Genomic DNA, 13,575 nt, shown 5'->3' with positions numbered 1-13,575 from the left:
CTCCGTGTCACTTTGAGATGCGGGCTTCGATGCCGTCGAGCAGGAAGTCGAGGCCGATCCGGAAGGTGTGGTCGGCGTCCAGATGGGCGGCGTCGCGCACCACCGTGGCCAGCGCGGGGAATCGGCCGGTGGCGAAGGTCCGCTCCAGGTAGGGCCCGAGTGAGGCCTGCCAGCGCTTCTCGTCCATCCCGGTGGCCCGCTCGGCACGCCGCTCGGCGATCTCCCGCCGCACCGCGCCGATCACGTACGCGTTGACTGTGGAGACCACCGGCATGATGGCGTCGACGTCGACGTCGCCCAGTGCGGCCATGACGGCTTCCCCGCTCGCCAGGGCGTTCGGCCCGAGCTGCGGTCGGCCGCCGAGCAGGTCGGCGAGCCATTCGTGCTCATGAGCGGCCTGCCGGGTGGTTTCGGCGAGGGACCGCAGCGCCTCCCGCCAGTCGTCTCCGACCGGCCGGATCTCGGCGTGGACCGCGTCGACCATCAGGTCGAGCAGTTCCTCCTTGCCGTCGATGTAGCTGTACAGCCGCATCGGCCCGACGCCCAGCGCGGTGGCGACCTTGCGCAGCGACACCGCCTCCAGGCCGTCCGCGTCGGCCAACTGGATCGCCGCTCGCACGATCCGGTCCCGGCTCAGCTGGGCCGGCGCGGGTCGATTCGGTGGCTCCGGCCTCTCCCACACCAACATGCCGCTCACAATACATTGCATCGAGCGATACAGTGTATCGACCAATACGGTGTATCGACGAGAGGTGAGAGGTAACCATGACCATCGCCATCATCGGAGCCGGCCCCGGCGGCCTGGCTCTTGCCCGCGTGCTGCACGTGAACGGCATAGATTCCGTGGTGTATGAACGTGAATCGTCACGTGGTGCGCGCGGTCAGGGCGGCATGCTCGACATCCACTCCGGCCAGCGGGCGCTGCGCGAGGCCGGACTGATCGACCAGTTCTACGAGATCGCCCGCGGTGAAGGCCAGGACATGAGCCTTCTCGAGCCGGATGGCACCCTCCTGTTCCAGGAGGACACACCCGACGACGCTCCGATGGACCGCCCCGAGGTCGATCGCGCCGATCTGCGCGACCTGCTGCTGGATTCCCTCCCCGACGGCGTGGTGCGCTGGGGGCGCGCGTTCGAATCCGCAGGCGACGGCCTGCTGCACTTCGCCGACGGGAGCAGCGCGACGTACGACCTGCTGGTCGGCGCGGACGGTGCGTACTCCCGGGTCCGTGCGCTGCTCACCGATGCCCGCCCGGTGCATATCGGCCAGAACGTCGTCGAGATCGGCATTCCCGACATCGACCGGACGCACCCCGACCTCGCGGCGATGGTCGGGCGCGGCAACTACTGGGTGCTCGGCAAGGGGCTGTCCCTGGCGGCGCAGCGCAACGGAGACGGCCGCGTTCGCATCGGCCTCAGCTTCTACGGCACCGCCGAGGACTGGTTCGCCACCAGCGGGATCCCGTTCGACGACCCGGCCGCCGCGCGGGCACGGCTGATCGACCTGCTCCCCGGCTGGGACCCACGGTTCATCGCGCTGATCGAGGCCTGCGACGACTCGGTCGTGCCGCGGTCGATCGCCACTCTCCCGGCCGGCCTGACCTGGCCGTCGAAGCCGGACGTCACGCTGCTCGGCGATGCCGCGCACCTGATGCCGCCGGTGGGGGAGGGCGCCAACATGGCGCTGCTCGACGGCGCCCTGCTCGGTCTGGCGCTGGCCGCGCACCCGGACGACCTTCCCGCCGCCGTCAAGGAATACGAACGCGAGATGTTCGAGCGCACCAGCGCCGCCGCCCGCATGTCCGCTGACATGCAGGAATTGCTGACGTCGCCGGACGCCGCCCAGAAATTGCTCGCCTTCTTCCAACCTGGCTGAAGGTGATCAAGGACGACCAGGAAACCGGTCGTCCGACCGGTGTGCCCCGACGCGGACCAGTGGCTGACGGGACGGGTTGCCAGGAGACTGTTCACGGGAGGTCCGTCTCACGTCCGACGCACTCCGGAGGTATCTCATGCCCCGCCCCGTCTGGTCCGGCGCGATCTCGTTCGGTCTGGTCACGATCCCGATCAAGGTGCTGCCCGCCACCGAGAACCACTCGATCTCGTTCCACCAGTACCACCTCGAGGACATGAGCCGGGTCCGCACGCGGAAGATCTGCGACCTCGACGGCAAGCAGCTCACGAACGCCGAGATCGGCAAGGGGTTCGAGGTCAGCAAAGACACGATCGTGGCGGTCACTGATGCCGAGCTCGACGAGATGCCGCTCCCGACCGCGAAGGCGATCGAGATCGCCGGCTTCGTGCCCTACGAATCGATCGATCCGATCCGGATCGGCGAGGGCTACTACCTGCAGGCCGACGGGCAGGTCGCGAACAAGCCCTACACGCTCCTGCGCAAAGCCCTCGAACGGAACAGCAAGGCCGCCGTCGCGAAGTTCGCGTGGCACGGGCGCGAGAGACTGGGCCTGCTGCGTGTGCAGGACGACGTGATCCTGCTGCACGCCATGAAGTGGGACGACGAAGTCCGGGATCCCAAGGAGCTGGCCCCCAAGGCGATGGAGCTGGACGACGACGAGATCGACCGGGCCATACTGCTCATCGACTCCATGACCACGGACGGCATCGCCGACCAGGACTGGGCCACCGACCGCTACACCGAAGCCCTCGAGCGGGTCATCGAGGCGAAGGCGGAGGGGAAGAAGCCGCCGGAGATGGAAGAGGAGGAGGCGCCCGCTGGGCAGGTCCTCGACCTCATGGCCGCGCTCCAGGAGTCCGTACAGAAGGCTCAGTCGGCCCGCGGCGAGACCGGTAAGGACGCGACGGTCCACGAGATGCCGAAGAAGCCGAAGAAGAAGACCGCGGCCACGACCGCGGCCAAGAAGACCGCGAAAAAGACGACGGCGGCCAAGACCTCCGTGGCGAAGAAGTCCTCCGCCGCGAAGAAGACCGCGGGCAAGAAGACGGCCGCGCGGAAGCCGCGGCGCACTGCTTGATCCGTCAGGGTTCGCGCTGATGGTCAGCGCCTCGCCAGTGATCCCGTGAGCGACCGAGCCAGCGGGGCTTCCGGCGCAAGCGCATCGCCCGTTCGAGGGCGATCGAACGTTCCGTGCTTTCGGGCGCCGCAGAGCAGGTCATGATCACCGCGGATTCGCTGCATGGCGGAGTCTGTCGTCTGCTCAGGAGGTATCAGTGGTCCTCGTCATCGTCGTCGCCGTACTCGCCCTGTGCGCAGGGCTTGCGGCGAACCGATTCCTGCGGCCGCGGCTGATGCCCGACGACGACACCGGTATGGCCGTCAAGGATCTTGTCGGCCCGTTGCTGACGCTGACTGTCCTCCTGCTGGCTTTCGTGCTGGTCACCGCATCGGGCTCCTACGGCAAGGCCGAGGTCGCATCGCGCGGCGAGGCGCGCGCGCTCGACCAGCTCACCGAGATCGCCGAGTACGCGTCGGCGGAGGAGCGGGAACGGGTCCAGGCGGACGCCGTCTGCTACGCACGTGCCGTGCGCACCCAGGAGTGGCCCGCCATGGCCGACGGCAGCGGGGCGGCCGCGCCCAGCGTGTGGTCGACGGACGTCCGGCGCTCCTTCCGCGGTCTGGAGGGCAAGCCGGTCTTCGGCATGCTGATCGCCGCCGACAACAAGCGGTCCGACGAGCGCGAGGAGCGCCTCACGCAGGCCACCGCCAGCATCCCCAGTGCCATCTTCTGGTTCCTGCTCGCCACCCTCGCCATCACCGTCGTGGCTCTCGCCGTCTGCCTGCCCCGCAGGAACAACCGCGGCCAGCTCGTCGTCCTGACGGTGATCACCGCGCTCCTGACGGTGACGCTGTGCATCATCCGTGACGTCGACCGGCCCTTCGACGGCATCATCAAGGTCAAGCCCACTGCGATCGCAGAGGTCGAACGCCAGGCCAACCGCGACTTCCTCGTGCACCATCAGCCTGCCGACCTGCCGTGCGACGACAAGGGCAACCGGCGTGCCACGTGACCCGTCCCGCAATGCCCGTACGACTGCCACTGCTATCCACACGTCGGGGCGGTGGGCTCGGGTGGCAGAGTGGAAGGGCTTGTTCCATCCAGTGGAGGTAGTCCCCGCATGCGCTTGCTGCTCATACGTCATGGCCAGACCCCGTCCAACGTCAAGCACCTCTTGGACACCGGGGCGCCGGGCCCGGGGCTGACGACGCTCGGGCAGGAACAGGCGGGTGCGCTGCCGCAGGCCTTGGCGGGGGAGAAGATCGCTGCCCTTTACGCGTCCACGCTGGTGCGTACCCAGCTGACGGCCGCGCCGCTGGCCGCCGCGACAGGGCTCGAGGTCCAGGTCCGGGACGGGATCCGGGAGCTGGTCGCCGGCGACCTGGAGATGCGAGGCGACGACGAGGCCGCCGCCGCTTACCTCGCCACGGCCTTCGCCTGGTCCGGGGGTGACACCGAGCGCCGGATGCCCGGCGGCGAGAACGGCGTGGAGGCCCTGGGGCGCTTCGACGCCGTCGTCGCCGAGGCCGCCGCGACGGGAGCCGAGACGGTGGCGATGGTCAGCCACGGTGCCGCGATCCGGATGTGGGTGGCGGCTCGGGCGGCCAACGTCGACGTGGCGTACGCGGCGAGTCACCCGTTGGGCAACACGGGCGTGGTCGTCCTCGCGGGCTCACCCGAAGAGGGCTGGCGGACCCTGGTCTGGGAGGGCAGCCCGCTGGGCCCGGAAGGCGACTCGCCCGAGGAGGACAGCGGCCCGGCGGGGGAGGCCACCGTTCCGGCGGTCTGAGACTCGGCCCGGGGGCTCTCGGGCGGGGGCGTGAGCGGGGCCAGCGCGCCGGGCTGAACCGCGCCCGCGGCGGTCGAGCCGAGCAGCAGTTCGGTCAGGTCATGGGGCTGAGCCCGCTCGTCGGTCGTGGCTGCCGCTGCGACCCGGTCGAGCCGGAAGCCCCGGCCCGCCCGTCGCGTGCGGCACCAGGCGATGAGGTACCACCGGCCGCCGGCGGTGAGCAGTCCGGCCGGCTCCACCACACGGTCGCTCTCGCGTCCCGCCGCGTCGATGTAGGACAGCCGCAGGACCGTGTTGGTGGTGAGGGCCTTCTCCACCGCGGCGCGGACCGTGGAGTCGGCCCGTGACGGCAGCGCGACGATCCGTGCGGCGAGCTCCTGTGCCGCCGCCGATGCGGGACCGGTCATCGAGACCGCGATCTTCTGCGCTGCCGTGCGGGCCGCACCGGCGTACGGAGCGGAGGCGTCGGCCGCGGCGAGCGCGACGGCCAGGGCCGAGGCCTCATCGGCGGTGAAACGGATCGGGGGCAGGGTCATCTCCGGGTCGATCGACCAGCCCCCGCCCCGACCGGGTGTGGTGCGTACGGGCACGCCCGCTTCCATCAGCGCCTGGAGGTCGCGCTGCGCCGTGCGCGTACTCACCTCGAATCGCGCGGCGAGCGCCGCGACCGTCAGCGGCCGTGGCGCCGCCGCGCGCAACTCTTCCACCAGCGCGTAGAGCCGAGCAGTGCGGTTCACGTCGCCGACGCTACCGTCCCGCTGCGGACAGGAAGTCCCGCTCGCGCCGCAGTTCCCGCTCGGTGATGGTCAGCGGGAACAGGGTGAAGCCGTGCATGGCACCGGCGACGACACCGAGCTGCACGGACGCACCTGCCGCCTGCCAACGTGCGGCCAGGAACAGCGAGTCGTCCCGCAGCGGATCCTCGGTGCCGACGACGATCCGGGCGGGCGGCAGTCCGGTCAGGTCGGCGAACAGCGGTGAGACCTCGGGAGCGCGGCGCTGTTCCGCTCCCATGCCCGGCGTGAACAGCTCGTAGGTCCGCCGGAGCGTGTCGGTGTTGCTCAGCAACTGCCGTGATCCGAACGCTCGCTGACTGGGTGTCATCGACAGGTCGTACGGGCCGAAGAGCAGGTGAGCCGCCCGGAACGCACCGGTGATGCCGTGCCGGTCGCGAAGGCGCAGCAGTGTCGCGACGGTCAGGTGCGCGCCGGCCGACTCGCCGCCGATCAGCAGCCGTTGCGTACCGAATTCGACCGAGGCGTGGTCCACCAGCCACCGGGCGGCCGCTTCACAGTCGTCAAGGCCGGCGGGGAAGGGGTGTTCCGGCGCGAGGCGGTACTCCACGCTCACCACGGCCAGACGTGCCTGCTCGGCAAGGCGCCAGAGCTTCTGATCCTGCCCGTCCGCGGAGCCGAACGCCCAGCCGCCGCCGTGGATGTGCAGGTACACGCCGTCGACGTGGTCGGGCACGAACGCCCGGACTCTCACCCCGCCCGCGACAACGCGGTCCTGCCCCTGCGGGAGTCTCACGGGTGGTGTGTCGCCGCCGAGCCGGTTGCGCCGCAGGGTGGCCAGGAGGGTTGCGTCCGGCGTCACTTCGCGGGCCGGGCGGCTCGCGGCAGCTGCGGCGAAACTCTCGTTGAACTTCAGGGTCTCGGTGAGGCAGTCCTCGTCTGTGATCGTCATGCTGCCGACGGTCGCAGGCGCTCGCGACAACGCCCTGTCACCCTTTCCTCGTGAGCCGCGTCACAAGGTGGCGTGCGGGAGTGCTCCTGCACGCTGCGATTAGGCGGACTCCTCAGCCGACATCGCGCCAGCCGCTCTCCAGGATCTCGAAGGCGCGGGTGATGGCCTGGCGAGGGTCGTCGTGGCCGCGAGCGGCGCGGGGGGCTTCGAGGGCGAAGTGGGCCAGGGCGGTGCAGGCGGGGTCGTCCGCGGGCAGGCCGCTTTCGTCGGCGATGGCCAGGGCCAGGGCTGAGGTGTGACGCAGCCACATGTTCTGGAGGTAGTCGCGCAGGGCCGGGGTGGTGTTGACCAGGCCGAAGAAGGCTGTGAAGCGGTCGTCGCCGTCCGTGGCCGCCATACGGTGCCGCAGTGCGTGTTCGCGCAGCGCCGCCGGGATGGACCGGCCCTGGGGACGCTCCCGTACGGCGGCGAGCAGCCCGGCTTCCCGGGCGGCGTCCTCATCGAAGACGAGGGCTTCCTTGACCGGGAAGTGCTTGAACAGCGTGGTGGTGGACACGTCTGCGGCATCCGCGATCTCCCGGATGCCGACGTCGTCGTATCCGCGCTCCAGGAAAAGGCGCAGTGCCGCATCGGCGATGGCCTGGCGGGTGGCGGCCTTCTTGCGCTCGCGGCGTCCCATCGGTGCCGACGGGGCGCCCGCCTCGGTGTCGGTATCGCTGTCCGTATCGGTCATACCTGGACTCTACCCTTCGGTTGCTCAGCTTCAAAAGTTGAGTCGTTGCACTTATTGAGTCGGTGTGCTCTTCTGGAGTAGCGGCCGTGAGGCGCACTGCGCGGCGCCCGGCGCCAGAACCGCCTTGCCGCCTCTCCGCGCGAATCGTCGAAGAACACCCACCCACGCGAAGCCACACCGCGGCTCGGCCTTGCCGTGCCGCAGAAACGGAGAACCACCATGACCACCACCCCCGCACCCCGTATCGCGATCATCGGCGCCGGTCCCGGCGGCCTGACCTGCGCCCGCATCCTCCAGGAGCACGGCATCGCCGCCACCGTCTACGACGCCGACGCCTCCCGCGCCGCCCGCGACCAGGGCGGCACCCTCGACATGCATCCCGGCTCCGGCCAACACGCCCTGCGTACAGCCGGATTGCTGGACGACTTCCTGGCCGAGGCACGTCCCGAGGGCCAGCAGATGCGACTGGTTGGCCGGGACGGGCGGATCCTGTTCGACGCCGCCCCGCCCGCGGCCGACGCCACCGAGGGCAACCCCGAAATAGACCGCGGCCAACTGCGCGGCCTCCTCCTCGATTCCCTCAAGCCGGGCACCGTGCGCTGGGGCCACAAGCTCACGCGCGTCGACCCGCTCAAAGACGGCACCCATCGCCTGCACTTCGCCGACGCCACGATCGCCGCCGCCGACGCCGACCTCGTCATCGGGGCCGACGGTGCCTGGTCCCAGGTCCGCCGTCTCCTGTCCGACGCGACGCCGGTCTACACCGGCGTCACCTTCGTCGAGGCCGGGCTCAGCGATGCCGACCACCGCCACCCCCGCCTCGCCGAACTCACCGGCGACGGCACCATGATGGCCCTCGACGACAACCAGGGCTTCGTCGCTCAGCGCAACAGCGGCGGACACATCCGCATCTACATCGGCATGCGCACCGACGAGAACTGGCACCGGCAGGCCGGACTCGACCTCACCGACACCGCAGCCGTACGCGACGCTCTCCTCGATGAGTTCACCGGTTGGAGCCCCGACCTGCTCGGCTTCATCACCGGCACGGACACCGGCTATACCAACCGCCCCCTGTACGCCCTTCCCGTCCCGCACACCTGGCCCCACACCCCCGGCCTCACCCTCCTCGGCGACGCCGCCCACCTCATGTCCCCCTTCTCCGGGATGGGCGCCAACCTCGCCATGCTCGACGGCGCCGACCTCGCCCGGGCGCTCATCGACCACCCCACCGTCGACCAGGCCATCACCGCGTACGAGAAAGTCCTCCTGCCGCGCTCCGCCGAAGCCGCCGCAGGAGCCGCAGAGGGAATCAACGGCGCCTTCGCACCTGACAGCGCCGCACAGACCCTCGCCCACATGACGCAGCACCACTGAAAGCGGCACCACTGAAAGCAGCACCACTGAAACTCGCGCGGCTGCGCGTCACACGACGGCGTCGAGGAGCATGAACGCCGCCACCGCCAGCAGCACGAACGCGAAGGAGCGCTGCAGCAGGGGACCGGAGGCCTTGAGAGCCAGGCGTTTGCCGTCCCACGCGCCGAGGAGTGCGGCGGCGGCGAACGGGCCGATGGCCGACCAGTCGAGCCCCGCGACGGTGGCCCCTCGGGTGGCCAGGGAAGCCAGTGAGTTGGCCGAGATGACCAGCAGACTGGTGCCGATCGCAGCCTGCATCTCGAACGCCAGCACGGTGACCAGCGCCGGTACCGCGAGGAAGCCTCCCCCCACTCCCAGGAGACCGGTCAGCGCGCCGAGGCCCGCCCCGGTGCCCGCCGCCTTCGCAGGCCGCACCGTGCCGTCCCCCGCACCGGCCGCCGGTGCCGGACGCAGCATCATGAGCGCGGCGAGGCCCGCGATGACGCCGAACGCGATGGTGAGGGCGGCCTGGGGCAGGCGGCTCGCGGCGGCTCCTGCGAGCGCCGCGGGCAGGAGACCGGCGGCGGCGAACAGGGCCCCGGCCTTCCACCGCACGTGACCGGACCGGGCATGGCCGTACAGGGCGGTCAGCGAGGTAGCGGTGACGATGACCAGGCTCGCGGTGGTGGCCGCCGCGGGTGTGAAGCCGAGCAGGTAGATCAACGCGGGCACGGCGAGGACACTGCCCCCGCCGCCGAGGGCGCCGAGCGCCAGGCCGACCACGGCCCCCGCGACCAAGGCCAGGACGAGGGTGCTCACGCGGCTCGGCCGCCCTGCCCGGATATCTCGCCCACCGACGGCACGGCGGTGCCGTCGCCAGTGTGGTGCAGGGCCTGTTCAAGGGCAGGGCGGCTGTGACCACTGTCGAGGTGGGACATCGTGGGCCTTCGCGCTTGTGGGTCAGGTGGTGTTCAGGCACGGGGGGTGGTGAGGGGCAGGCCCGCGTAGCCCGCGGCGTCGAGGCCGTCGTCGACCGCGACGACCTGCCGTCCTGCGGCGTCCAGGAGAGAGGCGGCGATCGCGGCGCGCATCCCTCCGGCGCAGTGGACCCACACCGTGCCGTCCGGTATCTCGTCGGTCCGCAGGCGCAGTTCATGGACCGGGATGTGCACCGAGCCGGTGATGTGTCCGGCGGCGCGTTCGGAATCACGGCGTACGTCGAGCACCAGCGCCCCCGCGCCGCACCGGCGGGCCTCGGCGAGGTCGGCGAAGGTGGCGCGCGGGAACGACGCTGCGCGTTCGCCCTCGCGGAGCCAGCTCGCCGGGCCGCCGGTGGCGGAGGCGGCCGGACGGTCGATGCCCACGCGGGTCAGTTCGCGCTGTGCGTCGGCGATCTGGGCGGCCGTCTCGGCCAGCAGCGTGACGGGCTTGCCCCAGGGGATCAGCCAGGCGAGATACGTGGCGAGCTTGCCGTCGCCTTCGAAGTTGAACGTCCCGGCCACGTGTCCCTCGGCGAAGGCGACCCGGTTGCGGAGGTCCACCACCCACTCTCCGGCGGCCAGCCGCTCGGCGATCTGTCCGGCGTCGGCGGGCGCGGGCGGGGTGAGGTCGACAGGGGCGGGACCGGCGGCGTTGATCGGGCCCATGTGCGTGTAGTAGGCGGGCACTTCCTCCAGGCTCGCGAGTGTCCGGGCGACGAAGGTGTCCACATCGAGGATGAGCGCGTCGTTGGCCCTGCGTTCCTTGCCGATCGTGGTCGCGTCCCCCTGGGCTTGGGAGGAGGAGCAGAAACTGCCGAAGCCGTGGGTGGGGAGCACCGGCACCGTGTCGTCCAGCTCGTCGGCCAGCCGGTGCGCGGAGGCGTGCTGGGCACGGGCCAGTTGCTCGGTCAGCCGCGGCTCCACCAGGTCCGGCCGCCCCACCGTGCCGATCAGCAGGGAGCCGCCGGTGAACGCCGCCACACCGCGGCCGTCCTCCTCAAGGACGTACGAGGTGTGGTGGGGCGTGTGACCGGGAGTGGCGATGGCACGCAGCACCAGACCCTCGTCCACCTCGAGCGTGTCACCGTCGGCGACCGGGGTTCGGGCGAAGGACACGTGAGCCGCCGATGGCACCAGGTAGACGGCGCCCGTGATGCGAGCCAGCTCAAGGCCTCCGGTGACGTAGTCGTTGTGCACGTGGGTCTCCGCCACGTACACGATGCGCACCCCGCGCTTCGTCGCCGCCGCGATCAACTGGTCGATGTCGCGCGGCGGGTCGACGACGACGGCGGCACGTGCGCCGCCGGACAGATAACTGCGGTTTCCCAGGCCCTCGAACGTCAGGGTGTCGACGAAGAACATGGCCATGGTTCCCTTCGCGAGAAAGCGGTGGATCACGTGACGGGCTTTGGGGGACGGGACGGGACGGGACGCGACGGAACGGTCGGCCCGCTGCCCTACACCCGGTTACTTCCCCGTGGGACCGGACACGACCGGCAGCCCGGCCGCTTCCCAGGCCTCGATCCCACTGGTGTGGCCGTGGCGCTCTGCATGGCGCTCGGCTCCCGTCGCGGCGGGTGATCGGTGCAGCAAGTACGCCCACTGTGTGCGACGTTCAGCAGAAGCGGCAGAAAGAATTGCTACTCCTGCACATCGAGGGCGTCGCCGGTGAGCCCGGTCACTCGCTGCGGGCTCCGAGCCGGGCGAGCGCGGTGGCGCTCGGGCTGCCCGGTTCCGCGGTGTACATCGCCAGTTGGAGGCCGGTGCCGGGCAGCAACAGGGTTTGGCAGACCACTTCCAGATCGCCCAGCTCTGGGTGACGCAGGAACTTCCGCAGCATCGGTACGGGCCGTACGTCGTGGTCGCGCCAGCCCGCCAGGAATTCCGGGCTGTGCGCGGCGAGTTCATTGATCAGTTCGGGGAGGGAGCGGTCGTCGGGGTAGCGGGCGGCTGCCGCGCGCAGTTGGGCGGCGAATTGCCGGGCGAACTCGCGCTCCTCGCCTGCCGGTGCCCGGCAGAAGGTGCCGCCCAGCCGGATGGCGAGCCGTACGGTGTTGCGCTCCTCGGCGGGCAGCAGCCCGAAATCGATGATCAGCGCGGACGCCGCGCTGTTCCAGGCCACGATGTCCTGCCGCTCGTCGACCAGATAGGCGGGTATCGACCCGAGCCGGTCGAGCAGCCCTTGGGCCTCGGCGGGCACAGGCCGCCGATCGGCCTCCGTGCCGGGCGGGACCTGACCGGCCAGCCGCGCCATGTGCTCGCGCTCCGTGACAGTGAGCCGCAGCGCCGTACCCAGGACCGCAAGGACCTCCGGGGACGGGCGCGCCGCGCGGGCCTGCTCGAGCCGCTCGTAGTAGCTGACCGACACCCCGGCCAGCGCGGCGACCTCTTCGCGGCGAAGCCCAGGAGTGCGCCGGGCGCGTCGGCCCGGCGGGTGGATCGCCGTGGCCGGCATCTGGGCCGGGCGCAGTGCTTCCCGTCGGCGGCGCAGAAAGTCGGCCAGTTCGGCTCTGCTCATTTCGTCCATGGTGGCACGGGGCGTCCGGCTTAGCCACGGACTGCCGGTCCGGGGCTCAGCCGTCGGTTCCACGGGGGCGGGCCGCCGACCAGTCTGAACTGGTCACGCCCCGTTGGACATTGGAGGACACCGTGCCGAGCTCTCCCGAGGAGACGTTCCGTCGGATGCTGGAGCTGCTGCTGGCCAAGGACATGGACGCCGCCGCCGGCCTCTGGGCGGATGACGGCACCGCCGAGTTCCCGTTCGCCATGGGGACCTCGCCGCGTCGGCTGACCGGGCGGGAAGAGGTCCGCACCTACCTGGGCCGCCTACCGGAGCTGATGGACGTGCGAGAGATCCCCGCGGTCACCGTGCACCACACGGAACGGCCGGACACGATCGTCGTGGAGTTCACCGGGGAGGGGCACACGGTGAGCAGTGGAGAGGCCTATCGGTTGGACTACATCGTGGTGATCACCGTCAAGGACGGTCTGATCCACCGCTACCGCGACTACTGGAACCCGCTGGCCACCGCCTCTGCGGCCGGGACGCTGCCCGAGTTCCTCGACTCGCTGAGCCCCGAGGCGACCCGATGACCGGCGGGCTGGTGACCGGTGGCACCGGCAAGACCGGGCGCGCGCTGGTCCAACTGTTGCGCGGCAACGGCGTGCCGCTCCGGGTGGCGAGCCGCACCCCGTCTGCCGGCGACCCTGCCGCGGTCCGGTTCGACTGGGGAGATCCGGCCACCCATCCGGCAGCGCTGCGCGGGATGGACCGGATCTTCCTGGTGCCTCCGACGCACTCCGTGGATCCGATGCCGCTGGTCGGTCCCTTCCTGGCGGAGGCGGAACGGCTCGGCGTACGCCGGGTGGTGCTCCTCGGCTCCGCCGTCGTGCTGCCGAACGCTCCCGGCGCGCTGGAGCTTGCCGCGCGGGTGCGGGCACGGCCGGGGTGGGCCGTGCTTCGCGCCTCCGGGTTCATGCAGAACTTCCTTCGCCCGCACCCGCTGGGGGAGCGGATCCGGCGGCACGGCGAGATCCGCACCGCCGCCGGTGACGGCCGCATCGGCTGGATCGACGTACGGGACATCGCGGCCACGGCCTCCGTCCTGCTGGCCGACCCCGGCGTCGAACCTGATGACCGGCGAGACCACCTGCTCACCGGGCCGAAGGCACTGAGTCACCCGGACGCGGCGGCGATCATTGCCGCCCGCACCGGACGGCCGGTCCGGGTGGTGCGCATCGGCACCGACGAACAGGCGGCGAACCATCAGGCCGCAGGCATGTCCGCCGAGTTCGCCGCCGCCCTCGCCGCTGTGGAAGACGGCATCAGGGCCGGCCGGGACGATCAGGTCAGCACGGCGGTGCTCGACCTGACCGGCCGCCCGCCCCGCTCCTTCGCCGAGTTCGTCCAGGACCACGCGACCGAGTGGGCGCCGCGCGGTTCTTCGGGGCGACGAGGAGTTCGGGAAGCGCCTGCTCGGCATGCGGGGCGGCGCGGGTGATCGTACGGTGGCCGCATGCGTTCCCAAGGACGCTGTGGGTGGGCCCGTTTCCGTTC

13 protein-coding genes and 1 pseudogene are annotated in these 13,575 nt (G+C 70.9%); 7 read left to right on the top strand and 7 right to left on the bottom strand.

Annotation, left to right across the window (positions count from 1 at the left end; genetic code table 11):
- Positions 1-7: 7 nt before the first annotated feature.
- Positions 8-688: a TetR/AcrR family transcriptional regulator gene (locus tag M4V62_RS02040; protein ID WP_249585452.1), complete on the bottom strand. Its 681-nt coding sequence runs from the start codon at positions 686-688 to the stop codon at positions 8-10.
- A 77-nt stretch (positions 689-765) separates the two neighbouring features.
- Between M4V62_RS02040 and M4V62_RS02035 the strand changes: the two genes are divergently transcribed.
- The 4 genes from M4V62_RS02035 (at position 766) to M4V62_RS02020 (ending at position 4,763) form a co-directional block, all read left to right on the top strand.
- A complete protein-coding gene (locus tag M4V62_RS02035) occupies positions 766-1,875 on the top strand; it encodes an FAD-dependent oxidoreductase (RefSeq protein WP_249585451.1) in 1,110 nt (369 codons plus the stop codon).
- A 136-nt stretch (positions 1,876-2,011) separates the two neighbouring features.
- On the top strand, positions 2,012-2,992 hold the full coding sequence (gene ku, locus M4V62_RS02030) for a non-homologous end joining protein Ku (protein ID WP_249585450.1): 981 nt from the start codon (positions 2,012-2,014) through the stop codon (positions 2,990-2,992).
- Positions 2,993-3,188: 196 nt separating this feature from the next.
- Positions 3,189-3,986: a bestrophin-like domain gene (locus M4V62_RS02025; RefSeq protein ID WP_249585449.1), complete on the top strand. Its 798-nt coding sequence runs from the start codon at positions 3,189-3,191 to the stop codon at positions 3,984-3,986.
- A gap of 108 nt (positions 3,987-4,094) precedes the next feature.
- Complete coding sequence (locus tag M4V62_RS02020) at positions 4,095-4,763, top strand: histidine phosphatase family protein (RefSeq protein ID WP_249585448.1); 669 nt, start codon at positions 4,095-4,097, stop codon at positions 4,761-4,763.
- A gap of 143 nt (positions 4,764-4,906) precedes the next feature.
- Here the strand turns inward: M4V62_RS02020 and M4V62_RS02015 are convergent.
- The 3 genes and pseudogenes from M4V62_RS02015 to M4V62_RS02005 form a co-directional block, all read right to left on the bottom strand.
- Positions 4,907-5,500 (bottom strand): annotated as a pseudogene (locus M4V62_RS02015) (helix-turn-helix transcriptional regulator); the annotation flags it as partial.
- A 10-nt stretch (positions 5,501-5,510) separates the two neighbouring features.
- The gene (locus M4V62_RS02010; protein WP_249585447.1) at positions 5,511-6,449 is read right to left on the bottom strand and encodes an alpha/beta hydrolase; all 939 of its coding nucleotides are present in this window, start codon (positions 6,447-6,449) and stop codon (positions 5,511-5,513) included.
- Between the two features lie 112 nt (positions 6,450-6,561).
- Entirely contained in the window at positions 6,562-7,182 is a 621-nt protein-coding gene (locus tag M4V62_RS02005; RefSeq protein WP_249585446.1) for a TetR/AcrR family transcriptional regulator, read from the bottom strand.
- A gap of 219 nt (positions 7,183-7,401) precedes the next feature.
- Here M4V62_RS02005 and M4V62_RS02000 point away from each other — a divergent pair, with 219 nt between their 5' ends.
- A complete protein-coding gene (locus tag M4V62_RS02000) occupies positions 7,402-8,559 on the top strand; it encodes an FAD-dependent oxidoreductase (protein ID WP_249585445.1) in 1,158 nt (385 codons plus the stop codon).
- Positions 8,560-8,607: 48 nt separating this feature from the next.
- Here the strand turns inward: M4V62_RS02000 and M4V62_RS01995 are convergent, their stop codons facing one another.
- The 3 genes from M4V62_RS01995 to M4V62_RS01985 form a co-directional block, all read right to left on the bottom strand.
- A complete protein-coding gene (locus M4V62_RS01995; RefSeq protein ID WP_249585444.1) occupies positions 8,608-9,357 on the bottom strand; it encodes a sulfite exporter TauE/SafE family protein in 750 nt (249 codons plus the stop codon).
- A gap of 152 nt (positions 9,358-9,509) precedes the next feature.
- Entirely contained in the window at positions 9,510-10,880 is a 1,371-nt protein-coding gene (locus M4V62_RS01990; protein WP_249592664.1) for an MBL fold metallo-hydrolase, read from the bottom strand.
- Positions 10,881-11,196: 316 nt separating this feature from the next.
- Positions 11,197-12,036, bottom strand: coding sequence for a helix-turn-helix transcriptional regulator (locus M4V62_RS01985; RefSeq protein WP_249585443.1), 840 nt, complete (start codon positions 12,034-12,036; stop codon positions 11,197-11,199).
- A gap of 164 nt (positions 12,037-12,200) precedes the next feature.
- Between M4V62_RS01985 and M4V62_RS01980 the strand changes: the two genes are divergently transcribed.
- Both M4V62_RS01980 and M4V62_RS01975 read left to right on the top strand, forming a co-directional pair.
- Entirely contained in the window at positions 12,201-12,611 is a 411-nt protein-coding gene (locus tag M4V62_RS01980; protein ID WP_249592663.1) for a nuclear transport factor 2 family protein, read from the top strand.
- Positions 12,608-13,519: an NAD(P)H-binding protein gene (locus tag M4V62_RS01975; protein ID WP_249585442.1), complete on the top strand. Its 912-nt coding sequence runs from the start codon at positions 12,608-12,610 to the stop codon at positions 13,517-13,519. The genes M4V62_RS01980 and M4V62_RS01975 overlap by 4 nt, the downstream gene beginning before the upstream one ends.
- The last annotated feature ends 56 nt before the right edge of the window (positions 13,520-13,575 follow it).

The organism is Streptomyces durmitorensis, assembly GCF_023498005.1.
Lineage (GTDB): Bacteria > Actinomycetota > Actinomycetes > Streptomycetales > Streptomycetaceae > Streptomyces > Streptomyces durmitorensis.
Note: the sequence above shows the minus strand (reverse complement) of the source record. Positions and strands in the feature narration are given on the sequence as shown.

Bases quoted from the DNA above. Each gene is read 5' to 3' on its own strand.
- M4V62_RS02040 (WP_249585452.1), bottom strand. From the start codon at position 688: ATGTTGGTGTGGGAGAGGCCGGAGCCACCGAATCGACCCGCGCCGGCC.
- M4V62_RS02035 (WP_249585451.1), top strand. From the start codon at position 766: ATGACCATCGCCATCATCGGAGCCGGCCCCGGCGGCCTGGCTCTTGCC.
- ku (WP_249585450.1), top strand. From the start codon at position 2,012: ATGCCCCGCCCCGTCTGGTCCGGCGCGATCTCGTTCGGTCTGGTCACG.
- M4V62_RS02020 (WP_249585448.1), top strand. From the start codon at position 4,095: ATGCGCTTGCTGCTCATACGTCATGGCCAGACCCCGTCCAACGTCAAG.
- M4V62_RS02010 (WP_249585447.1), bottom strand. From the start codon at position 6,449: ATGACGATCACAGACGAGGACTGCCTCACCGAGACCCTGAAGTTCAAC.
- M4V62_RS02005 (WP_249585446.1), bottom strand. From the start codon at position 7,182: ATGACCGATACGGACAGCGATACCGACACCGAGGCGGGCGCCCCGTCG.
- M4V62_RS02000 (WP_249585445.1), top strand. From the start codon at position 7,402: ATGACCACCACCCCCGCACCCCGTATCGCGATCATCGGCGCCGGTCCC.
- M4V62_RS01990 (WP_249592664.1), bottom strand. From the start codon at position 10,880: ATGTTCTTCGTCGACACCCTGACGTTCGAGGGCCTGGGAAACCGCAGT.
- M4V62_RS01985 (WP_249585443.1), bottom strand. From the start codon at position 12,036: ATGAGCAGAGCCGAACTGGCCGACTTTCTGCGCCGCCGACGGGAAGCA.
- M4V62_RS01980 (WP_249592663.1), top strand. From the start codon at position 12,201: ATGCTGGAGCTGCTGCTGGCCAAGGACATGGACGCCGCCGCCGGCCTC.
- M4V62_RS01975 (WP_249585442.1), top strand. From the start codon at position 12,608: ATGACCGGCGGGCTGGTGACCGGTGGCACCGGCAAGACCGGGCGCGCG.